Raw genomic sequence first — 22,591 nt, forward strand, 5'->3', positions numbered from 1 at the left:
AATCAGAGAGAAAGAGTGAGTTGGGAATGCCCCAGCAGCTCACGACGGGCGCGAGGCGACAGACCCTCACCCTTGACGAAGGGGTTGTCGGCCAGCGCTGCGCGCAGCGCCTTGCGCCAACCCAAGCCACGCTGAGCAGCCTGGCCGGTGGTAGCCACGGTCATGGTGAACAGCCACCAGCGCTCTTCAGGCGCCAGCGCTTCCCAGTTGCGGATGGCATTCGGAATATCATCTAATGGCGCGTCTTCCACCGCCCAGCACAGGATGCACAACTCCTTGCCGAGCGACGCATGGACCGGCACTAGCTTTGCAGAACTTTTCTGGAATCTGTGCGCCGGCAAACCGTTGGCTCGCAACCGGCGATTGGCCTCCTCCCAGAAGGCGGGCGCCAGCTCCAGCCAACGTTCACGCGTGATCACGACCCGGAGTGCGGGGCTTGTGGACTCTATGCCACCCACCGTTTCCCATCGCTCAAGGTCTTGACCACGCAACTCGGCGATGTACACCGAGGCGCACTTGCCAGTCCGACTCATGTCGATGACAAAACCGTGCCGAGCTTCCTCCGGAAGGAAGCCAAGCCCTAGCGCCTTTCGTGGTGGGATTCTCTTTGTGGTACTCATTACTGCGTTACTCGATGTTGCTCGAACGGCAGCTTGTTGGCCCGCAACCAGTCAAGCAAGTCCTGACCTGTCGCAAAGTTGAAGATTGAAACCTGCATGCGCAGCGCGCCCTCACCCGCTGTCTCGACCAGCCGGTCGGCCAGCGACTTCAGTGCGCCTGCGTCGTAGCCGGCATCCGCAGCCCCCATGAACTCAACGTGCTGCTGGCCGTTGGCACTTTCGGCCGTCAGACTAATGTCGTTGACAGTCACGCCCGAAGTCTTGCCTAACTGCTCGATGAAATTCCACACGGCACCGGTGTCGTCGAACTTCTGTTGAAATTTGAGTTTCGCCGGAATATGCGGATCAACCGTGCGTGTTTCCTCACCCTTCTGCGGGATCTGGACCCTGATCTGCTCAGAGTTAAGGTCATAGGCATCAGCGACTGCCATGGCACAAACCACACGACAATTGTTCGGTACGCGGATCGGGCCGTCGTAAATAGCATGGCCTGCACTGGTCGGCGAGCTGCCGTCCGTGGTATAGCGGATCTGAATTCCGTTGGCCTTTGGCAAGACCTTGAGTTCGAGCTCGTAGTGATCATCGCGCTGGTGCAACTGGTACTTCAGCCGTAGCCGCGCTTTCCATACACGCACGCCACTGACGCGAGCAAAATCTTCCGGATCAACAGCACGGAAGTTGTAATGCAAGCCGGTGGCTTCAAAGCGCGACGGCGTCGGCACAGGACTGGACGCATGTGTAGGCTCTGAATCCCCGGTTTCGTACACCACAGATGGCGCGTGCAATGGCTCGATCTTGAGATAGGTGCGCCCATCGTTCTCGTCGTCGACAGCGAGTTCACGAATAGCCACATCCGGCTCGGGCGGCGGAAACGGGCCACGACGTACGTGATTGCCCTCTTCTCGCCACAAATCGCGACGCAGGCATTCTGCCTTGAGTTCGTCCAACGCTGACGGGCGATGCAAAGGCCAGTTGGTGTTCACTGCAGCGGCGCGTTTAAAGTCATTCCACAGCACAACCTTGGTGTCCGAAGAACCGAACAGCCGTGCTTCGGCCTTGGTGCGGAAGGCGTCATCATCAGTCTTGGTCGTAAACTTCTGAGCACCTTCCAGCGTCTTGCGGATTGAGCTTTCACCGTTCTGGTTGCCAGCAAAAGCCAAATCGATCCCGCTAGCGCGCAAGGAGTTGTTGATCGACGGATAGACGATCTGATCGAAAGCTTCTTTCAAGGCCGAGTTGAATTGCAGGGCAACCCGATCACGCAGACCATCCAAGACACGCCATTGAGGATCATCAGAAGACGTCTTCTCGGCCTTCAAATCGTCCTCGATGCTTTGTAGCGCCCGAGTTTGACGGGCACCGTCAATGACCTTCTGGTAGGTGTCACGCGATCCGGACAGAAACAACACACGATTCTTGTATTGTTGCTGGCCCCACCATGCCTGCCAGTCCGATGAAATGGGCAGACTGGAGGCCTGGCCGCCTGGCCGGACGATTACCAAGGTTGTGCGATCCTGATCGACCTGCACTTCATCCGGAGGGGGCAATACTGCAACAGCTTGATAGCAGTCCCGAAGCGAAGGAGCGAACTCTTTATCCAACCTGTCGCGAAGCATGCGATCAACGACTTCCGCATGCAGTGATAGTGCCGTCGAGCGCAGTTTTGCTGCAAGGTTCTGTTGATTCTTAAAGTAAATGCGTCCGTCCGGAGAGTCGTGAAGATACCAGGCTCGCGTATGGAGCTTGTCCATCACATTGGCCTTAAACGACGACAGATCACGTCCAGGACGCTGCAACGCATCGACCAGTTGGTATTCTTGCAGACCGTGGATGGCGCCAGGCGTGGTCGAAAGAGAAGCTAGCAGAATCAACTTTGCTGCCTCGGCAGCATCATTATTCCTGTTAGCCGAATCAATCTGCTCGGCCTCGGCGTCGCCACCGTGCGCAATATCGTGCGCAATCGCCTCGCTGAGTGAGGGATTGATGGTGCGTATCTCGGACGCCAACTCATCGACGTTGAGGTCAATGTCGTAGGGGTGAATCAGATCGTTTTGATCGGCCTTGCCAGAATGCCAAAGGTTTGACACAACCATCTGCATCAAGCGAATCACGCCACGGGTCTGCTGAAAACCCTCATTCTCCTTGAACTTCCCGACCAGTTCTCGCAAATCAGGGTGAAAGGGATAGGCATCGTTGACGCGCTGATACATCGACTCAGGCGAAGTCGAAGTCAAGCTCATGTTGACCGCCTCTTTCAATGCATCGCGATAAGCCCCTGCAATCCGCTTGATCTCTGCTTCATCCGCAACCTTTTCGAATAGGCGCTTACGCAAAATGTGATAAAGCTCATCACCATTAGGATTGACCGGCGTAATAGGCACAGCAATCCGCTTGGACTCCGAAGATATGCCCTGGATGGCTCGATCCATGGCTGCCTGCAGACCAGCCTGACCGGTGGAATAGTTTGCGCCTGCCAGATCGGACATCACCAGGCAGACGTTGTCCATCTCGGCAACGGCCACGAACAGGTTGGCCAGCGCCGTGGTTGTGACTACACCGAGGTTGGCATCACCGACTGGCACCGCGACGGCATACTCCAGATATGGCGGCAACTCATCGAGGAAAATAATCGTGGGATCGCCGCCTAGAATCTGTTTCCAGGCTTCGGGGCCAGGGGCACTCAACAACGGCGAAAGGTAGCGCGCAAACTGCTCAGCCTTGCCAAGCTGCTCAGCCAAAGAGCCCCAAATACCACCAGTGGCATCCGTGCTGCGGCCATTGAAACCAATGACCCTGCATTTACCCAACCTTGGCGCGGGATCCTCTGCACCCAAGACACGCTTCCTGAGTTCAGGATCTCGTGCCAACAGGCCAAGACCAATCATGCTGTGAGTCTTACCACCGCCCATGGCTTGCGAGAGCTGGAATACTGACGAGCCAGCCCCTTCACCCGCAAGATGACGGAAAGCGCGATCAACCAGTGTCAGCATGCCGTTGGTGAAGTAGTTCTCGTCAAAGAACACCTGTCCATGCACCTTGGCCTTGAGGAAGGTATCGAGGCTCAGAACAGTGGCACGTCGATCCGCAGCGAATACGGAAGGTCTTGGTACGCAGTGGGTTTGCAAGGTCATCTGAAGAAGGTTCCCATTTATTCGTATTCAGCTGGAAGATTCTGGCGCTGCATATCCTGGCGCCAGCACAGCACTGCGCACGCCATAGATAGCGAGAGAGTCTTTCAACCAGAGTCGGTAGTCATGTCCGCGCAAACTGTGATCGGGCGAACAATCCACACTCCATTTGCGCAGGATGTAGCCCGCCGTGGCGGCACGCAGCTTCATCCTCAACACGCCACCCTGCATGCCATAGTCCATTTCCGTGATTTCAGGCCGGGGTTGGTCGGGGTGTGTTCACAACAACCGTTCAACTTAATGGCACACGCAATGGCGTAGGACAGGATTGCCATTGCGTCAAAATTTAACGACGACTGTCAATGTATAGTCATGCTGCTCTTTGAGCACTCGATCATACTCGACGGAGAGAGTCACGAACTTTGGCACCTTTAGACGCGCGACCACGTTGAGATTGTTTTTTGCCTCATTGGACAGACTTAGGGTCAGTTTTCGTGTCAGCAGATGATTCATACTTCCCCGCCGCATCTCGAGAAGCGTACGCATATTCAAATCTGCCAACAGACCGGTACGACGTAGAAGCCCTTCAGCAGCCGGAATGTCTGGCGCAGCTCCCGCGAACTCATCGCGGAGATTCAGTTGGGCGCGGAAGCGCTCAAGCTCCTCGGCCTGCACATGCCCGTCAGCGCTTGCACCGAGTCCATCCCCCTTGACAGAGGCAGAGGACTTACCTGTGCGCGTGCGGAGATCTATTTGTTCAACGCTGACTTCCTTTGCGCCTAAATACATGCATAGCGTCGAGAAATACATATGCTTCGCAAGCGCGAAGCGCTGTGGAGCAAGTGAGGCCTCCTCGTAAGTATCGGCATCGAAGGGGCTTTGAACTAACACGCTACCTGGACGATCAAGCCCCGCGTCGACAATATTTCGAAGAGCCTGTGGCACAGCACCTTGCTGTCGAGCGGGAAACTGTAGGATATGGGTCTCCTCATCGAACAGAGATTTGGCCGCGCCCGGCTCATAAGCGCACTTTTCAAGGTCATGCTGCTGAAGAACCAGAATCGCCTTACGGCGACTTGGATCGCTAGGAAAGATTCCTGCCATCATAGATTTAAAGTCACTAAATATTGGCTCAATAATGCGTGCATTTGTTGCCTGCCGAGCAGGTGCAGCTCGGTGCGTTTGCGTCTAGAACCTGATCACGAAATCTTTTGTACCCACCAATAGACTGCGGCGAACACTACAAGGCCGGCCGCCCCGAACCCAATGAAGGGTGCGAGCCTTGTCGTCAACGTTTTTTTTTAGGCTTTCTAAGGACTCCCGCACGAGCGCGCGGTGCTCCGGGCGAAGCGTGCGTCCGATTTTCCTCGTGAAATCATCAAGCGCAGTTGCAGCCGAGTCGCTATGCGAATTGCTGAATGGCCGATAGTCGCCGTAGCAAACGATGGGTGCAGTCCGCCCGGCATTATCACATTGAGCAGACGGAACCTCCAAGATGAAGTGTCGACGGTCGGCGGTCAATATCACACCACTCTGCTCTCGCACCCGCGATCCCTTTTTAATGACGCTCGACACTAGTGACACGGCTTTTTGGCGTTGCACAGTGTCTTCCGCGTCAAGCATCTTCCCTAGCATTTCAAAGTGATCAGGGGACGCGTTATCTAGAGCTTGAGCCCACAGCACGAACTTATCGGTCATGAAATCACCTGCTGGAAGACTTGGTAGACTAGCGCTTCCGTTTGCTGAACGGTCTTCATGCTTCCTAAGATGACTTTCGCTTGCTGTGCGCCACCCGCATGTCCAACGAGCTCCGCGACAACAGGAAGTTTCCTGAATTTGTCCACGTAGTCACCCGGTTTGTCGGCCAAGGTATTGCCAAATTCTGTATCGAGGTCGCAATGGGTTCCGATGATGAAAAATCGTGGGCGTGGGTCGCGGGAATCAAGCCAATCCCCAATATGCTTTAGATCGCACTTGACGCGTTCTTCGACATCGGAATCGCCAAGTATCAGTCGATCGGCGCGAAGTAGATAGAACACAATGTCAGCTTGATCGTGCAGTTCTCTCCACTCGGCGTAGGCCGCTTTGTCGCCAGACACGTCGAGCGACTCTTTCAACTTCATATCCAGTTCGTTGAGCTGGAAGCGGCGCGAAGAAGTCTTTTCGGGTGCGACAGTTTGCTTGTACTCAGAGGGTATGGAGCCAGTAGCTAGAAAATTTACGAGGCGCGTCTTACCCACCCCGCGTGCGCCGAGGATCGCGAGTCGTTTACCTTGTAACGAGACTACGATTTCTTCCCATTTGAGAGTAATAGCAGTTCCAACGAGGAGGGATACGACACCGACCGCTATCAATATTATTGGTATTGCCATGAGCCGTTTAAACAAATAATCAACTTCGCGCGGTAGCCCATATCGGGAGGGACATCTCGGCGCAATCGAACGCCTGCGAAATAAAAACCTACGAGAAGTTACCAAGTTTGCCATTTATAAGGTAGTAGGGCAAGGCGCCGTTCGAGCAATCTCGCTCCAATCACGGTCGAAGGTGAACGTCCGGGCGTGCCCAGCAGGATTTTGAATCTGCGGCACGCGCGTTTGTGCTGGATCGGTCGCGTGATCGTTCACGTACAGCTAGTAGGCACCACCTTTTTCGCGAGTACAGTCGAATTGCGTGTGTGACACCCCCGCAGGGCGATCTTGGAGGCAACTGCTCATCGACTTCACTTCGACGCACCGAATCTGCCTGCCGTTTCCATCTGCGTCGAAGTGGTTAAAACCGGGATTGCCGTCCGGCGTGCGTAACAACATCGGGTCAAGGCTAACAATCAAGTCGATGGCGTGCCATTCGAACTGTATCCGTGCCGCTTGATCGGGACTCTCTGGATCAAGCCCATCGTCATCCGAATTTGCGCCGACGAAGGAGATGACGGGACGCGCTCCGGTTTGATTACCCCAGTAGCGCCTGGGATCTCCCTACAGAGGAAGACAATGACCGATCCAGCTGTCATGGGTACCAGGCTCGAACAGTGGCTGGATACCTTGGCCAGCGCATCAGCCCGCGCATACTCGAATGGTTGGGAGTGCGAGGTCCGCCAGGCCGTCAACGACTACAAACATAATTTGTCAGGCACGGCTGGCCACATTTCTCGAGACTAGAAACTAATCAAGGCTATGGTTTGGGTCAAGACAGGCGCCAATCAAAGCGGCGCAGGACGACAAGTTCGGTCCGTGCTAATCCCTCTCATAACATCCGCGCGGGGGGCGGCTACTTGCTCGAGAGCATGGCGAAAATCGCAAGCACTCACGGAAATGCACTTGAAGTCAGTCAAAGGTTGAATCCAACAGAACTGCCACCGGTGTGCGTACAGGCCAATCCGTGAAAGTCCAAAAGGCTCACGCTTCAAAGTCCACGGTTTCGCTGCAGCCTTGGCCAAGTCGCCATCCGGATCTAAACCACCCCTCCCCCCTCGCCCTGTCCATACTCCAACTTGCCCATACACAACGGTCGAGCGCAGCCAAATAATGGCTCGCATCCAGGGGCCAAATGGCCTAATCCACCGCGGCATCGGCTAGCGCGCCACGCGTAGCGGCCGGACATCCGGCGGGTCACTGGGCCTTCTCATCTGTCGCGCGGGGACGTGTCTCGTCCTGATCGTGGACACACCCGCGGGGCACCCCGACAGCGCTTCCTCCCAAAATCTTTCCCGGTCCTGATCCCGCTGGCCGTGCGTTCACGGCTTGCTCATGGCATCAGGGCTGCCCATCGTCCGGCCTTACCGGCCAACCACTACGAGGAGCCTGCAACGGACCCCTTCCCAGGATCGGGCAGCGATGCCAGCCGACGCGGAGCGACTAGCTCCCGCCCCACTCCTGGAACATCAGGGCCGCTAATAACCCCATGCAATTTCCACACGGTTCTATCTAACGCCTATTCATATTGTTGGAGGACACTGTCATGTCAGGAAAGAACAACAACACCCCACGGGTGGACAACCCGGGCGAAGAAGACGAAGGCGGACCGGCCACGGGCAAGTCCGCTTCCGGGGCGCCCGAGAACCCGGACTCTGACGCCGCCGGACTCGAAGCGCTGAGCCAAGAGGCGGAACAACAAGCCGTTTTTGCCGAGGCCGGCGTTTCGGACGATTTGCTGGCGCTCCGGGACGCGATCGAGGCCCGGTTGCTCTCGGCGTCCGGTGAATCCCGGGCGCAGTCGGACGGATCGTCGTCCGAGGGCATCGTCGGCGTCGGGATAGGCTTGCCGGACCCGACCAACGTCACCTTTGGCGCGGGCGGGCCGGGCGAGCCGGTGCTGACGATTTTCACTGAGAGCGCAATGCCTCAGGAGGCCGTTCTGGGCCAGGTGGCGCAAGCCGCCGGCACGCGCTCCCTGTCGAGCGTGCCGGTGCAGCAGGTGCCGGTGGGCGTTGTGGACGCCTATTCGCATCGCGCAAGGCATCGCCCTGCGCCGGGCGGCGTTTCAGTAGGACACGTGAATGTCACCGCGGGCACGCTCGGAAGCCGGGCGATCGGGCTGACGGCGCCGTGGAACAACCGGCACCTGATTCTGAGCAACAACCACGTGCTGGCGAATTCCAATGCCGCGAGCGTGAACGACAGCATCATCCAGCCCGGCTCGGCGGATGGCGGCCGTCATCCTGGAGACCAGATCGCGGTGCTGGCGCGCTGGGTGCCGATCAATTTCGGCGGCGCGGCGAACTTCGTGGATTGCGCCTTCGGCTGGGCGTGGCACGATCGCATCCGTGGCGAACAGTATTACCTGTCGGGCGGCAGCGCCGCCTATTACCGTACTGGCACGGCGGCGCTTGCCGCCTCGCTCGGTCTCATCGTCGGCAAGAGCGGACGCACCACGGGCCTTACCCAGGGCCGGGTGACACAGATCGGCGTGTCGGTTAACGTGAATTTCGGCGGCGGCCGCGTCGCGCTGTTCCGTAACCAGATTGCCATTCAGTCGGTCAACGCCAATCCGTTCTCGGCCGGCGGCGATTCCGGTTCGCTGATCTGGCATTGGGCTTCGGGCGTGCGGCCAGTCGGCCTGCTGTTCGCGGGTGGCGGCGGCACGACGTTTGCTAATCCGATTGCGTCAGTGCTTTCCGCACTGAACATCAGACTGCTGCCTTGACCAGCCCCCGGCCGCCCTGTCGCCAGGCGGGGCGGCCGATTACACTGGATTCGACAAGCTTAGAGGAGTGGACGCCATGAGCGACGCGCAAACCCCAGGGCCAGATTTCTCCGGCGCCGGCCCCGTCGAATACAGCCCGGCCGAAACGCAATCGAGCGGCGCGGTCGGACAGGTGCTGGCCAGCGAGGAATCGCGGCTCCTGGCCATTCCTGGCGTCGTGTCGGTCGGCGTTGCCACCGGACGTCCGGGAGAAGAAGCGATTGCCGTGGGCGTGACGGATGCCAATGTAGCGGCGCGCCTGCCTCGGGAAATCAATGGCGTGCCGTTGGTGATTACGGTAACCGGGCCGGTGGATGCGCAGCGGCAGCGTTGATGGCGCCATAGTCGCCCCGCTTCAATTTCCTTCACAAGAGCCTCCAACTCAAGGACGCTCCTGAAGTTCGTTTTCCGCCCATCTTCCGGGGAAGCGCGCGCATATAAAATGCGCAACACGCGGCGGCCCTGCTCGCCGTATGATCCACATCGTCCATTAATCGGGACTGCCCGGATTATGTGGACCAGAATCTGCCCGGACCGATGACACTGCACCAGTCGTCGACCGAGCGTTGCAGGGCGTCAATACTCAATAGGCTGTCAAGTATGAAAGCAGTTGCCGTTTTCTTCATCGCCGGCATCCTGGGCGGATGCGCGCTGCCCAACTCCCAGCGGGTGAACCAGCAGAAGGTCGATTCCGACAATGTCGAGACCTTTTGCGCCAACGCGTGGGCCGATACGCGGCTGGATCCCATCAAGGCGAAGCTGCCTGCGAAAGTTCAGGACGCGACCTTGCCGCAGTTGGCGGACCCGAGCTTGCCTACACCCGCGGAACAACAGGCGATCAGCGATTTTGATCCGGTGATGGCGCAGTGCTTCGATATGCGGCGTGCATACCTGCAGGCTTATACGCCGGGCGTGGTGGTCGCGACGTTCGACGCCCTTAGGGCCGACAGCAAGGCCCTCAGGGCGCAGTTGTGGGCGAAGAAGATCAGTTTCGGCCAGTACAACACCGCTGCATTGCGGCTGGTGACGGAGTCGCAGAAGGCCATGCAGGCCGAGCTCGACAAGGCCAGGCAGTTCGCCGCGCAGCAACAGGCGCAGCGGGATCAGAACATGATGCTGATGATGCCGTACATGAATCCGCCCATGCCGCGCACCACCGATTGCTACCGCTACGGCAATTCCGTGAGCTGCACTACCAGGTGACACCCGGCCGCCCGGCATCGGCCGGGCGCGGCAGCTCACGCAGGAAGCCGCCAGGCATCAACAATGCATCGCGTTTACGCCTCGGCGCCGCTGTCCACGTACACCAGCCCTGCGGCGGCCAGCTTTTCGCGCATGCCGTAGATATCCAGCCCCAACTCGCCCGCAGCCAGGCGTTTGCGCTTGTCCGCCTCGTTGCGCAGGCGCGCATCACAAGCATCGGCCACTGCCGCCGCCCGCGCACGCGGCACCACGCAGACGCCGTCATCGTCGGCGATGACGACATCCCCGGGCTGCACCAGCGCGCCCGCGCACACCACCGGCACGTTGACCGACCCGGGCGTGGCTTTGACCGTACCCTTGGCCGATACGCATTTGGACCAGACGGGAAACTGCATGTCCTTCAGCGCCACCACGTCGCGGCAGCCGGCGTCGATCACCAGCCCTTGCACGCCACGCGCGCGCATCGACGTCGCCAGCAATTCCCCGAACATGCCGTCCTCGTTCGCCGACGCGCAGGCCACGACGAGCAAGTCGCCAGGCTGGCAGAGTTCGATGGCGACGTGCAGCATCCAGTTGTCGCCCGGCTGCGCCAGCACGGTGACCGCGCTGCCTGCGATGGCGGCGCCGGCATAGATGGGCCGCATATAGGGCTGCAGCAAGCCGGTGCGCTGTTGCGCTTCGTGCGCGGTGGCGACGCCGGCCGTGGCCAGCCGCGTGATGACCGCGCCGTCGGCGCGCGGGATATGCCTGACAGCGATGCTCATGCCAGTTCTCCGCTGACTTGCGGGAACACGCGCTGGTAGCCTTCGGCGTATTTGATCTTCATGTTGGAGTTGCGCGATGCCTGCACGCCGCGCTGCAGGGCGACGCGGGTGTAGTACTCCCACAGGTGTTCCTGCGCCGCCATGGTCTCGAAGGCGCGGCGCTTCTGGTCCCAGACTTCAGAGATGTCGAGCAGCACTTCGGGCTTCCATTCGCACTGTTCGGGCTGGTGCGGCTCGAAGAGGAAAACGGGCGGCGCGCCCAGCACCTGCTGTTCGGGGTTGTGGCCATGCGCCTGGGCGATCACGCGGGCTTCCTGCGCGACGTGGGTGGCCAGCGGATGGTCGAAGTTGTAGGGGTCTTTCTGCGAGTGGGTCAGCACGAATTCCGGCTGCAGTTCGCGGTATACGTCCACCAGCTGAAACAGCGCATCGTCCGACACGCGCAGCGGATAGTCGCCGCAATCCATGAAGCGGATGTCGGCGCCCAGGATGTCGGCCGCAAGGCGCGCTTCGTCGCGGCGGTCGGCCTTGACGCGGTCCAGCGTCATGCCGGGTTGCTTCCACAGCTTGGCGGATTCGCCGCGTTCGCCGAACGACAGGCACACCACGGTCATTTTCCAGCCGCGGCTGGCGTACAGGGCGATGGCGCCGCCCGCGCGCCAGACGAAGTCCGCGGAATGCGCGCTGACGATCAGCCCGTTCTTTTGCCGTTCCATTTCAATTCCTCTATGCATGATTGCCGGCCGGGTCCGCATTGCGGCCCCGTGCCGGCGCAAGCGCGGTCAGTCGGCCTTGATGCCCGCAGCCTTGATGACCTTGGTCCATTTGCTGGTTTCGGCCGCGACGAACTGGCCAAACTGGGGCGCGGTGCCGGGCGTGACGATGGCGCCCATTTCGCCGAAGCGCTTTTTCACTTCGGGGTCTTTCAATGCGCTTTGCAGCGCGCTGTTCAGTTTTTCCGTCACGTCGGGCGGCAGATCCTTGGGACCGATCAGGCCCCACCACACCGTGGCCATCGCGCCGGGCAAGCCCTGCGACACGACTGTGGGCACCTCGGGCAGCATGGCCGCCGGTTCGTCGTCCAGGATGGCCAGCGCCCGCAGCTTGCCCGCCTTGACGTGCGAGACCACTTCCAGCGGGTTGATGGACATGAAGGAAATCCGCTGTCCCAGCAGGTCCGTGACCGCGGGCGAGCCGCCCTTGTAGGGCACGTGCAGCGCTTTCATGCCGCTCTCGGTCTTGAGCAGTTCGCTGGCCAGATGGCCAGAGCTGCCGTTTCCGGCCGAAGCGTAGGTCAGCTTGTCCGGGTGGGCGCGGCCGTAGTCCGTCAGGTCCTTCAAGGTCTTGAACGACGATTCGACGGGAACCACCACGGCCAGCGGCGCGTAGCCGATCGCGCCCACCGGCGTGAAGTCGCGCGCGGGATCGAAGGTCAGCTTGGAGAACAGGGCGCCGTTGGCGGCCAGGGTGTTCGATGCGGTCAGCAGCGTGTAGCCGTCCGCCGGCGCCCGCGCGACGGCGTCCATGCCGATGTTGGTGGCCGCGCCGGGGCGGTTGTCGACGATGATGGTCTGCTTCAGGGCGTCGCCCATTTTCTGGCTGACCAGGCGGGTGACGATGTCCACTCCGCCGCCTGCGGCGTAAGGAACGACGATGCGGATCGGCTTATCGGGAAAGGCGGCCTGGGCGGCGGCCGGCAGCGGCATCAGGGCAGCGGCGGCAAGCAGCGCGCCCAATCCCGCGGCCGTGGCAATGGCGCGGCGGGGCCGCGACGGGGCGAGTTCCTTCATGGTTGTCTCCTGTCTGTCTAGTTATACGTATCGGTATGGCTGAATGATGCGCGGAGTACACTCATATCGTCCAATACCGTTTTTCAAGACGATCTATTTGCTTTCCAAATTGATATGGATTTCCGCCAACTCCGCTACTTCGTCGCCGTCGCCGAGGAACTGAGCTTCAGCCAGGCCGCGCGCCGGCTGCACGTCAGCCAGCCGCCGCTCAGCCTGCAGATCAAGGCGCTGGAAGAGGAATTGGGGTCGCCGCTGCTGACGCGCACCAGCCGCAGCGTGGAACTGACCCAGGCAGGCGCGCTGTTCCTGGATCAGGCCCGCCGTGCGCTGGCGCATCTGGAACGCGCTGGCGAAGTGGTACGGCAGTCGGCGCTGGGCGAAACGGGCGAGATCCGCGTGGCCTTCACCGCGTCGGTGCCGATGTTCGACGCCTTTCCGCGCATCGTCCATGCGTTTCGCACGGAGTTCCCGGGCGTGGGCGTGGACCTGAGCCACCAGTCCACCGGGCAGCAGCTGCGCGCGCTGGCCTCCAAGGACATCGACGTGGGGTTTCTACGCCCGTCGATCCTGTTCGTGCCGCCGCCCAATATCGCGACGTTGCCCCTGTGGAGCGACCGGCTGATGGTCGCCATGCCGCAGTCGCACCGGCTGGCGCGGCGCAGCACGCCGCTGGCGATGACGGATCTGGTGGACGAATCCTTCATCCTGTTCCCGCGCGGGCTGGGCTGCGGCCTGTTCGACCACGTGAGCGTGCTGGCCAGCCGGGCGGGCTTTGCGCCGCAGGTGGGCCAGGAGGCGCGCGAAGGCGCGACCATCATCGGGCTGGTGGCGGCGGGCATGGGCATTTCCATCCTGCCCGACACGTACATGAAGACGGGCATCCCTGGCGTGATCTATCGCGAACTGGACACGCCCGACGCCCAAAGCCAGGTCCTGCTGGCGTATCGTTCCGAAGACGGTTCCCCGCTGGTGCAGCGGTTCCTCGAAGCCGCCCGGGCCGGGCAATAACCGGCGCTGCCGGCGGTCCGCTGAGGTCATTGAAAGGCCCGCGCCATGTCACTCCGCCTGTTCGCGCTCACCCTCTTCGCCATGCTGGCCTTTGCCGGCAATTCCCTGCTGTGCCGGCTGGCCCTTAAGCAGACCCCGATCGACCCCACTTCTTTCGTCGCCATCCGCATCGTGTCCGGCGCCCTGATGCTGTGGCTGGTGCTGTATATGCGCCGGGAATCCGCGCGCCTGGAAGGCAACTGGGCGGGCGCGCTGGCCTTGTTTGCGTATGCGGTGGCGTTCTCTTACGCCTACACGCGGATTCCCGCCGGCACGGGCGCGCTACTGTTGTTCGGGGCGATCCAGATCAGCATGATCGTGTATGGGCTGGTCATCGGCGAACGGCTGTCGTTCGTCCAAGGCCTGGGAATCGGCCTGGCGATCTGCGGGCTGGTGGGCTTGATGTTGCCCAGCGTGGGCGCGCCGCCTTTGTTCTACGGCTTCCTGATGATTCTTTCGGGGGTGGCGTGGAGCATCTATTCGCTGCTGGGCCGGGGATCGAAGAACCCGGCCGCCGCGACCGCGGGAAATTTCATCCGCGCCACGCCCATCGCGCTGGCGCTGTTTGTCGCGCAGTTCCTGGCGTCGCACATCCGCATGGACGCCGCCGGCGCGATGTACGCAGTGGTGTCCGGCGCGGTGACGTCAGGGCTGGGCTACATCCTCTGGTATGCAGCGCTCAAGCAGTTGAACGTAACGCGCGCCGCGACGGTGCAGCTCAGCGTCCCGGTACTGGCGGCGTTTGGCGGCACGGTGTTTCTGGACGAACCGCTGACAGGCTTGCTGATGGCCGCGTCGGCGCTGGTGCTCGTTGGCGTTTCGCTGGTGATCCTGAACAAGCGGCCGGCCTGAATCCGCAAGCACCCTGCAAAAAAAAGACCGCCTGAGGAAGCGGTCCGAAAGAAAGGCGGGCCGCTCCGGCAAGCAGCCCGCAAACCCAGTCCCGCACCGGGACGGATACTCAAACGCAGAAAATCACACGCTATCCAGCGCAGACCGGTCCACGCCCGCCACGGCCGATTGCGCATCCTTCATCGCTTCAATGAAAACCGGCGCGCACAGGCCGGCGACGACGGAAGCCAGCGCTTGATCCGCATCGTCGTACGCATGGCGCGCCGCCAGCATGTTGAGCGAACCGATCACCCGGCCCTGGTGCCGCACCGGGATGTTGAAGGCCGACTGCAGCCCGCGGTCGATCAGCATCGGCGCCTCGGAGAACACGGTGCGCACGTCGTCTTCGTTGCTGGCCACGTAGAACTGGCCTTCTTCCAGCACCAGCCGCGACCACGGGCCGTTGCCGGTGGCTTTGAATCCGCCCAGCGGACTGATGCTTTCGTCCGACGTGTGCAACCGCTTCATCAGGCGATGCTCTTCCAGATACAGCAACGCCGTGAACAGCTTGTGCCCGAACGTCTCTTCAAGCAAAGCGGAGATTGCGCCCCACTGCGCTTGGGAGTCGCGCGCCATGCCCAGCGCCCGCGCATGCATGGCCAGCGGCCCGATTGCCAACGTCGTGGTCATGCGTGAATCTCCTCGAGCACGACGCCGCGCGTGTTCTTGCCATAGAACAGGATGCCCAGGCCGCCGATCAGCAGGATGGCGGTCATCATGGCGAAGACGCCCGCAAAGCCCAGCACCGGGTACGCCACGCCGACGATGGTCGGCGATGCGATGGAGCCGATGCGGGCAAAGGCCGACGCCGCGCCCATGCCGGTCGCACGGATCGACGTGGGATAGATTTCGGCGGTGTAGGTGTACTGGCCCGCGATGACGCCGTTCATGCCGAAAGACAGCAGCATGCTCAGCATGATGATCTGGTGCTCGCCGCTGGCCAGCGCCAGGCCCAGCGCCGACAGGCACGACAACAGCATGTAGGCCAGGATGGTGTACTTGCGGCCGATCCGGTCATTGAAGTACGCCGCCGAGAAGTAGCCCGGGATCTGCGACAGGTAGATCAGGATGGTGTACGAGAAGCTCTTTGTGATGGTGAAGCCGCGTTCCACGAGCAAGCTGGGGATCCACACCAGGAAGGCGTAGTAGCAGAACAGCACGGTGATCCAGAAGACCCACACCAGCACGGTCGTGCCCAGGTATTGCTTGGAGAACAGCGAGGCCAGCTTGGCCATCGCGGTCTGCTGGTCGGCGGCGGTCGGCGCGGCCTTGCGCGTGGCGACGGGCTTGGGCAGCGGGCGGCCGGTGCTTTGCTGCACTTCGGCCTCGATGGCTTCGCAGATGCGGTTGGCTTCGGCGGTCTGGCCGGTGTGCTCCAGCCAGCGGGGCGATTCGAACAGGGACTTGCGCCACCACAGCAGGAACACCACGGGCACGGAGGCGATGATCATGATCCAGCGCCAGCCGTCGTCGCTCATCGGCACGATGAAGTAGCCCAAGAGCGCCGACATCACGAAGCCGAACGAGAAGAAGCCCGCCAGGGCGCCCGTGAAACGGCCGCGATACTTGCTGCTGACGAACTCGGCCAGGTACGGCGCAATGATGGCGCCTTCTGCGCCCATGCCGATGCCGGCGATCATGCGCAGGATGTAGAACTCGTGATAGTTACGGGCGAAGGCGTTGAAGAAGGTGGCCACGCAGAACAGCAGCAGCGCCCACATCATGATCTTCTTGCGGCCGTAGCGGTCGCCCAGGATGCCGGAGAACAGCGCGCCGACCAGGAAGCCCACATAGGTGCTGCTGGCGATCCAGCCGATCTGGCCGGTGGACAGGCCCCATTGCGTGCGCAGGGACGGAATGATGAAAGCGATGATGCCGGCGTCCAGCGCTTCGAAAGCGAGGCCCAGGCCGCCGATCATCAGCAGCCGGAAATGAAAGCTGCTGAACGGCAGCCGCTCAAGGCGGTCCGATACGGAATACATGGTGAAGAGGTTCCGAAGAAATAAAGAAAGGAGACGTCAGCAGGCGTTCTTGTGCAGCAGGCCGCGGTTCATGATCAGCTTGATCGAGTCGGGCTTGGTAAGCAGTTCAATGTCGTCCAGCGGATTGCCGTCGATCAGCAGCAGGTCGGCGTAGGCGCCTTCCAGGACTTCGCCCAGCAGGCCCACCTGGTTCAGGATCTCGGCGCCGATCAGCGTCGCCTGCTGGATCACCTTGGCGTTGCCCAGCACGCGGCTGCGCAGCACCAGTTCGTCGGACTGCATGTAGTGGGTCTCGCCCAGCAGGTCGCTGCCGTAGCCCATCTTCACGCCGACTTCGTCCAGGATCTCCAGCGCGGTCAGGCCCTGCGTGCGCACGGTGGCGATCTTCTTCACCGAATCCAGCGGCAGGCCATAGCGTTCGCCGTCGTTCGCCAGGCCTTCATAGGTGATCAACGTCGGCACCATGTAGGCGCCGTGTTCCTTCATGACCTGCGCCGCCTCGCGGTCGACCAGGTTGCCATGTTCGATGGTGCGCACGCCGCAGCGCACGGCGCGCGTGATGGCGCGCGGCGTGTAGGCATGCGCCATCACGTAGGTGTTGGCGTTGCTGGCTTCTTCCACAATGGCGCTCAGCTCGGCCTCGGAGAAGCCCAGGTTCTGGATGGGATCGTTGGGCGAGGCGACGCCGCCGGATGCCATGACCTTGATCTGCGTGGCGCCTTTCAGGATTTCTTCGCGCACGGCCAGGCGGCAGTTGTCGACGCCGTCGACCACGCGGCCGATGTTGCCGATCTTGACCGAGCACGGGCACGGATCGAGCTCGTCGTTGCGCTGGCGGAAGTCGCCATGGCCGCCCGTCTGCGACAGGGCCTTGCCCGCGCAGAACAAGCGAGGGCCGTCGACCGTGCCGTCCAGCACGGCCTGCGCCAGCGCCCAGTCGGCTCCGCCGGCGTCGCGCACCGACGTAAAGCCGCGGTCCAGCATGCCCTGCATGATGGGCAGCGCGCGCAGCAGCGCCAACGCATTAGGCAGCGCCGCAACGCGCCCCAGGTTGAAGGACGACGCCACCACGTGGACGTGGCAGTCGATCATGCCGGGCATCAGGGTCATACCCTTGGCGTCCACGACCTGCGCATCCGCCGGGGCCGGATCATCGGCGCCGATGCGGGTGATCAGTCCGTCCTCGACCAGCACGTTCGCCGCGCTTTCGAGGGTCAGGGTTCGGGTATTGAGGATCCTGCAATTCTTGATAACAACCGGCTTCATAATCAACCACGTAAACAGTTCAAAGCGCCTGAAATAAAGGCATGCCGCACTCTACCGGTACAATTCGGGGGTCCGATACCGGGTCTCCCCCTATGCGTTCGACACAAATTTGAACAGCCTTATGAGCATTACTCATACCCCCCTATGAGACGTCGCTGCCCCACCCTTTCCGAGTTGAATGCGTTTTCCGCGGCGGCCCGGCATCTGTCGTTCTCGAAGGCGGGCAAGGAACTGTTCGTCACGCAAAGCGCCATCAGCCGGCACATCGCCACGCTGGAAAGCTATCTGGGGCACGCGCTGTTCATCCGGGGCACCAACGGGCTGCAGCTCACGCGCATGGGCGCCACCTACCTGAGCCTGATCCGCCCGGCCCTGCACACGCTGGAAAGCGCCACATCGCAGGTCATGGCCACGCAGCAATCGGCCAAATCACTGAACGTATCCGCGGCGCCGACCTTCGCCGCGCAATGGCTGTTCCCGCGCCTGAAGACGTTCCGCGAGGTCAACCCGGACATCTCCATCAATTTCGTGCGCTATAGCGTTGCGGACTACAAGAGCACCGAACTCGATTTCGATGCGTCGATCCAGTATGGGTATGGCGATTGGCATGACGGCGACGCCAAATACCTGACCGGCCGGGAAACCCGCCTCGTCTGCTCGAAGGAGTATCTGGAACAGCACCCGATAAGCAGCCTGGAAGACATCAAGCAGTGCACGCTGCTGCAGCACATCGAGATTCCGCTGTCGTGGGAATACTGGTTTTCAACGTACCTGGGCGATTATGACCGGGCGCGCTTCGGGCCCGGCTTCAATCTGTTTTCGATGATTATCCAGGCGGCGTCGTCGGGATTTGGCGTGGCGCTGATGCCGCATTGCCTCATCGAAAAGGAACTGGCCACCGGACAGCTGGTGGACATATTCGACCGCAGCTTCGAAAGCCCGCTTGGCTATTATCTTTGCGCGCCGAACTGGCGCAGCAACATGGAAAGCTACGACCGGCTGAGCCAGTGGCTGGCGCATGAGTGTTTTCATGGTGATGCGGGCCAGGCCGCGGCGGCCGGCAAGGCTTGCGGGACGGAATGCCCCTACTGCGCAGCGGCCAGTTAGCGGGCCACGCCGCCAGGTTCTCCTCGTCCAGCAGATACCTGATGAAGTCCTGCCGCCCGCACAGGGCCCGGCATCCAGACGGGGATCACTGCCGCCATTCGCGCAGGTAATCCAGGAAAATTCGATCGACGCGGGCCTCGTTACCATCCGAATGGCCGGCAGAATGCGGCGTAACGATCACGTTCGGAAGGTTCCACAGCGGCGATTCTCCATCCAGCGGCTCGTGCTCGAAGACGTCGAGATAGGCGCCGGCCAGGGCCTGGGCGCGCAGCGCTTTGATCAGATCCTGTTCCACGACGACCTCGCCGCGCGCCACGTTGACCAGCCGGGCATGCGGCGCCATGCGCGCCAGCACGGCGGCGTCCACCAGCCCGCGCGTGCGGTCGCTGAGCGGGCACGCCAGCACCAGCCAATCGGCGCGGGCGGCTACCTCCGCCAGATCCTCGAAGGCAAAGGTTTCCACGCCGTCGGCGGCGGGCTCGGCCGCGCTGCGCACGGCGATCACCTTCAGGCCCAGCATCTGTAGATAGCCGGCCAGCTGCCGTCCGATCGGACCCCAGCCCACGATCACGGCGGTCTGTCCGGCCAGGTCGCGCGGCAGCAGGCCGCCGATCAGCGGCGTCCAGGTCCGCGCGCGCTGGGCATCGAACATGCGGGGGAATTCGCGCGCCAGCGCCAGGATGCCGGCCAGCGCGGTCTGGGCCACGACCTGCCCGTTGGCGGACGATGTCGTCACTCGTACGCCGCGTTGCTTGAGCTCGCCGAAGATGGGCCGGTCCGCGCCCGCCGAGTGGACGTGCACCCAGGCCAATCGGGGCGACTTGCGCAGCGATACGTAAAAGGATTCCAGCGGTTCGAGGACGCGGTGCTTGGTGGACAGCCCGGTCACGTCGCGGGAGATAAAGGCCAAGTCGACGTCCGCAGGCTCATGGCCATGCGTGCCGGCGGCAACAACGGGTTCGAAAGCGCGGCGGCCCAGCGTTTCCGACACGGCGTCGCCGATCCGGCCCAGGGTCTGCGCCGACATCAGGATGCGCAGCGGTTGTTGTGTCGTCATGGCTCCCTTTTCACCCGATAGGCGCCGGCGCACACCGCGCCGGATCGGAGCAAATTCTATGGCCAGGCTTTCTTCACTACAAATTGTTGATTTTTGCTTATTATTCGTTTTTTCCAATATATCCAGGACGCCCCGCAGCGTTCGCGGTTCCGGAGCAAGACGATGAAGCGCACCATCACCCTGCGGCACTTCCGCTGCTTCGTTGCGGTGGCCAACACGGGTTCGTTCACCGAGGCCGCGTCGCAGCTATTCCTGACCCAGTCTTCGCTGACCGCGACGATCCAGCAGTTCGAGCAAGCCGTGGGCGTCAAGCTCTTTGACCGCAGCACGCGCCGCGTTGCGATGACGACCGAGGCGGCGCGCTTCAAGGCGGAGGCAGAGCGCATCCTCAGCCAGTTCGATGGCGCGCTGAGCGACCTGGAGGCGCTGTCGCAGGGGAGGCAGGGGCACGTCAGAATCGCGGCGGTGGCGTCTGTCACCAACTACTTCCTGGGCGACGCCATCTCGGCCTTCCGCCAGGCCTACCCCAAGATCACATTTTCGCTCCATGACGCGAGCTCCGAACAGGTCGAGAAGATGATCGCCAACGGCGACATCGACTTTGCGATTTCGACCTCGCATCATGGCTTGGACGAGCTGGTCTACACGCCGCTGTTCGAGGACCGCTATGGGGTGGTCTGCGCGGCGTCGCACGCCTATGCGCAAGCATCCCGGCCCTTGAAATGGGCAGACCTGGACCCGGCCGAATATGTGGGTTTTACGGAAGACACCGGCATCGGCGTGTTCCTGCGGGCGCATGCGGGCAAGCCCGGATTTTTCGAGCAGCAGCATGACGAAGTTTCGCGGACCTCGTCCCTGCATGCGTTGCTGCGCGGCGGCGGCCGCTATTCCATCCTGCCGGCGCTGGCGGCCGGCTCCATCGCGCCGCCCCCGGCCGGTCCTGGGATTGAAGCCGGGCCTTTCGTATTCCGTGAATTGAGTTCGCCGCGGCTGTCGCGGGAGGTCTGTCTGATCACGCGCCGCCTGCGGTCGCTGTCGGCAAGTTCGGAACTGTTCCTGCAGTACATGCGGGACGTCATCAACGATAAGCCGGCGCCAGCAGGCGTGAAGGTGCGGGGGAGAAAGGACAGGAAGCCGCGGCAGACGGAGAAAGCGCCGCAACAGTGATGCCGCGGCGCCAGGAACGCTACTGCGCGGCGATCTCCGCGTCCTTCAATTCACCCGCCGGGGCAGCACCGCCCGCATCCAGCGCGACAGGTGCGGCCGGATGCGCTGGTTGTGCAGCAATACCGCGCCCAGCACCCCGATGAACGCGCCGATCACGGTGTCCAGGAAGCGCGCCTCGATCACGTCGATGGGATAGCCCTGCCCCAAATGCGGCGCCTCGGCCAGAAATATGGTCAGCGGGGTGATCAGCACCACCGCGCTGGCGTAGTGGCGCACCACCAGCGTCTCGATCCCGAAGGACAGCGCCATCATCACCAGGCTCAGGGTCCAGACATTCAACGGCAGGCTGAGCAGCGCCCACGCCACGCACAGGCCTACCGTGGTGCCCAGGATGCGGTGCATCTGCCGGCTCCAGGCCGCCCGCAGGCTGGCGCCCTGGATGATCGCCAGGCAGCTGACGGGCACCCAGTATGGGCGCTGCAGTTGCAGCAGTTCGGCCACCAGCAGCGAGATCCCCACGAACAGGCCAATGATCACCGAGTCATAGACCACGAAATCGAACGTGGGCTTGGGCAACTCGGTATGCGGCGGGGCAGGCGCCACGCGCGTCATGTGCAGGGAGTAGGCGAAGGCCACCAGGCAGGCGACCAGGCAGCCCAGCGCCACCATGCCCACGCGCAGCGGCACGTCCTGGATGGTGCCGGGCGTGTAGGCGGCGATCGCGGTGGCCATGATGAAGAACAGGCTGCCCGGCGGGCCCAGGCGATAGCAGCGGCAGACCATGTTCACGACCATGGCGATCAGCGTCAGCGCCGCGATGGTCGCGGTGGGCCAGAACTGCGTCAGCGCGCCCAGCGCATAGCAGGCCACCATCCCGAAGGACGCGGCCAGCAGCATCATCATGCGGATCTGCAGCGACGCATTCGGCAGGCTCAGGAACACCATGCCGCCCAGGCTGGACATCAGCCCGTAGTCCATGCGTCCGAAATACGCGCCCACCATCAGGGGCAGGCCGGACGACAGCGCGGCGGCCAGCGGCATTTCCCAGGGCCGGTCGCTGGCGTTGACGCGGGTCAGCTCGGTCCACGTGCCGTGCAGCTGGTCCTTGACGAAGACGCCCGGGCGCCGTCGCCTGCCGTCCCGCCCCGCGGGTTCGTCGCTTCTTTTCATGGGATTGCCCGGATGACGGTCCGGTTCTGAAAGCGTCCAGTATGGGCGATCGGCCCGGGGACGGCAAACCGGGACGGCGGCCCATAGCCGCCAGCCCCGCCAAATTCCGCCCCCCGGATTTAACGGGAATACCCTGATTCTCCGCCCCAGACCCGATGGCTACCATTCGCCGCACTTCAGCCTTCGGCTGAACGATACAAATGCGCGGAATTGCGCGGAGA

At 62.0% G+C, this 22,591-nt stretch carries 20 protein-coding genes and 1 pseudogene; 7 read left to right on the forward strand and 14 right to left on the reverse strand.

The features are described 5' to 3' along the window. Window positions 1-2: 2 nt before the first annotated feature. From KYC_RS25365 to KYC_RS25380, 6 genes and pseudogenes are all read right to left on the reverse strand, one after another. Window positions 3-620 carry a DUF3780 domain-containing protein gene (locus tag KYC_RS25365; protein WP_008167869.1) on the reverse strand — a complete coding sequence of 206 codons (618 nt, stop codon included), beginning with the start codon at window positions 618-620 and terminating at the stop codon, window positions 3-5. Next, window positions 620-3,751: a DUF499 domain-containing protein gene (locus KYC_RS25370; RefSeq protein ID WP_008167870.1), complete on the reverse strand. Its 3,132-nt coding sequence runs from the start codon at window positions 3,749-3,751 to the stop codon at window positions 620-622. Before KYC_RS25370 ends, KYC_RS25365 begins: the two co-directional genes overlap by 1 nt. 27 nt (window positions 3,752-3,778) lie before the next feature. Next, window positions 3,779-4,024, reverse strand: a pseudogene (locus KYC_RS29990) (BrxR family transcriptional regulator); the annotation flags it as partial. Window positions 4,025-4,087: 63 nt separating this feature from the next. Next, a complete protein-coding gene (locus KYC_RS29815) occupies window positions 4,088-4,855 on the reverse strand; it encodes a hypothetical protein (protein ID WP_008167872.1) in 768 nt (255 codons plus the stop codon). A gap of 81 nt (window positions 4,856-4,936) precedes the next feature. Next, window positions 4,937-5,446 carry a hypothetical protein gene (locus KYC_RS29555; protein WP_139026540.1) on the reverse strand — a complete coding sequence of 170 codons (510 nt, stop codon included), beginning with the start codon at window positions 5,444-5,446 and terminating at the stop codon, window positions 4,937-4,939. Beyond that, a complete protein-coding gene (locus KYC_RS25380) occupies window positions 5,443-6,120 on the reverse strand; it encodes a GTPase domain-containing protein (protein ID WP_139026541.1) in 678 nt (225 codons plus the stop codon). The genes KYC_RS29555 and KYC_RS25380 overlap by 4 nt, the downstream gene beginning before the upstream one ends. Before the next feature lie 1,582 nt (window positions 6,121-7,702). On the opposite strand from KYC_RS25380, the gene KYC_RS25385 reads away from it, so the two are divergent. The 3 genes from KYC_RS25385 (at window position 7,703) to KYC_RS25395 (ending at window position 10,129) form a co-directional block, all read left to right on the forward strand. Beyond that, window positions 7,703-8,887 carry a chymotrypsin family serine protease gene (locus KYC_RS25385; RefSeq protein WP_081478106.1) on the forward strand — a complete coding sequence of 395 codons (1,185 nt, stop codon included), beginning with the start codon at window positions 7,703-7,705 and terminating at the stop codon, window positions 8,885-8,887. A 76-nt stretch (window positions 8,888-8,963) separates the two neighbouring features. Then, a complete protein-coding gene (locus KYC_RS28490) occupies window positions 8,964-9,260 on the forward strand; it encodes a hypothetical protein (protein WP_008167877.1) in 297 nt (98 codons plus the stop codon). Window positions 9,261-9,526: 266 nt separating this feature from the next. Next, the gene (locus tag KYC_RS25395) at window positions 9,527-10,129 is read left to right on the forward strand and encodes a hypothetical protein (RefSeq protein ID WP_008167878.1); all 603 of its coding nucleotides are present in this window, start codon (window positions 9,527-9,529) and stop codon (window positions 10,127-10,129) included. A gap of 74 nt (window positions 10,130-10,203) precedes the next feature. Here the strand turns inward: KYC_RS25395 and KYC_RS25400 are convergent, their stop codons facing one another. The 3 genes from KYC_RS25400 to KYC_RS25410 form a co-directional block, all read right to left on the reverse strand. Further along, window positions 10,204-10,893 (reverse strand): 4-carboxy-4-hydroxy-2-oxoadipate aldolase/oxaloacetate decarboxylase, encoded by a 690-nt coding sequence (locus KYC_RS25400; RefSeq protein WP_008167879.1) that lies wholly within the window; start codon window positions 10,891-10,893, stop codon window positions 10,204-10,206. Beyond that, window positions 10,890-11,609: a PIG-L deacetylase family protein gene (locus KYC_RS25405; protein WP_008167880.1), complete on the reverse strand. Its 720-nt coding sequence runs from the start codon at window positions 11,607-11,609 to the stop codon at window positions 10,890-10,892. The genes KYC_RS25400 and KYC_RS25405 overlap by 4 nt, the downstream gene beginning before the upstream one ends. Window positions 11,610-11,675: 66 nt before the next feature. Continuing rightward, window positions 11,676-12,683: a Bug family tripartite tricarboxylate transporter substrate binding protein gene (locus KYC_RS25410; RefSeq protein WP_008167881.1), complete on the reverse strand. Its 1,008-nt coding sequence runs from the start codon at window positions 12,681-12,683 to the stop codon at window positions 11,676-11,678. A 114-nt stretch (window positions 12,684-12,797) separates the two neighbouring features. Here KYC_RS25410 and KYC_RS25415 point away from each other — a divergent pair, with 114 nt between their 5' ends. Continuing rightward, on the forward strand, window positions 12,798-13,691 hold the full coding sequence (locus tag KYC_RS25415; protein ID WP_008167882.1) for a LysR substrate-binding domain-containing protein: 894 nt from the start codon (window positions 12,798-12,800) through the stop codon (window positions 13,689-13,691). A 45-nt stretch (window positions 13,692-13,736) separates the two neighbouring features. After that, window positions 13,737-14,582, forward strand: coding sequence for a DMT family transporter (locus KYC_RS25420; protein ID WP_008167884.1), 846 nt, complete (start codon window positions 13,737-13,739; stop codon window positions 14,580-14,582). Window positions 14,583-14,705: 123 nt separating this feature from the next. Here the strand turns inward: KYC_RS25420 and KYC_RS25425 are convergent, their stop codons facing one another. From KYC_RS25425 to KYC_RS25435, 3 genes are read right to left on the reverse strand one after another with little or no spacing between them, the layout of a single operon-like run. Continuing rightward, entirely contained in the window at window positions 14,706-15,251 is a 546-nt protein-coding gene (locus tag KYC_RS25425; RefSeq protein ID WP_008167886.1) for a GAF domain-containing protein, read from the reverse strand. Beyond that, a complete protein-coding gene (locus KYC_RS25430; protein ID WP_008167888.1) occupies window positions 15,248-16,603 on the reverse strand; it encodes an MFS transporter in 1,356 nt (451 codons plus the stop codon). The genes KYC_RS25425 and KYC_RS25430 overlap by 4 nt, the downstream gene beginning before the upstream one ends. Before the next feature lie 36 nt (window positions 16,604-16,639). Next, window positions 16,640-17,869 carry a metal-dependent hydrolase family protein gene (locus KYC_RS25435; RefSeq protein ID WP_008167890.1) on the reverse strand — a complete coding sequence of 410 codons (1,230 nt, stop codon included), beginning with the start codon at window positions 17,867-17,869 and terminating at the stop codon, window positions 16,640-16,642. A gap of 174 nt (window positions 17,870-18,043) precedes the next feature. Between KYC_RS25435 and KYC_RS25440 the strand changes: the two genes are divergently transcribed. After that, window positions 18,044-18,976, forward strand: a complete 933-nt coding sequence (locus KYC_RS25440) for a LysR substrate-binding domain-containing protein (RefSeq protein WP_008167892.1) — start codon at window positions 18,044-18,046, stop codon at window positions 18,974-18,976. Between the two features lie 85 nt (window positions 18,977-19,061). Here the strand turns inward: KYC_RS25440 and KYC_RS25445 are convergent, their stop codons facing one another. Then, window positions 19,062-20,033 (reverse strand): D-2-hydroxyacid dehydrogenase, encoded by a 972-nt coding sequence (locus KYC_RS25445; RefSeq protein WP_008167894.1) that lies wholly within the window; start codon window positions 20,031-20,033, stop codon window positions 19,062-19,064. A 162-nt stretch (window positions 20,034-20,195) separates the two neighbouring features. Between KYC_RS25445 and KYC_RS25450 the strand changes: the two genes are divergently transcribed. Beyond that, a complete protein-coding gene (locus tag KYC_RS25450; RefSeq protein ID WP_008167896.1) occupies window positions 20,196-21,200 on the forward strand; it encodes a LysR family transcriptional regulator in 1,005 nt (334 codons plus the stop codon). Window positions 21,201-21,245: 45 nt separating this feature from the next. Here the strand turns inward: KYC_RS25450 and KYC_RS25455 are convergent, their stop codons facing one another. Then, window positions 21,246-22,370 carry an FUSC family protein gene (locus KYC_RS25455; RefSeq protein ID WP_008167898.1) on the reverse strand — a complete coding sequence of 375 codons (1,125 nt, stop codon included), beginning with the start codon at window positions 22,368-22,370 and terminating at the stop codon, window positions 21,246-21,248. Between the last annotated feature and the right edge of the window lie 221 nt (window positions 22,371-22,591).

This window comes from Achromobacter arsenitoxydans SY8, from assembly GCF_000236785.1.
Classification (GTDB): domain Bacteria; phylum Pseudomonadota; class Gammaproteobacteria; order Burkholderiales; family Burkholderiaceae_B; genus Achromobacter; species Achromobacter arsenitoxydans.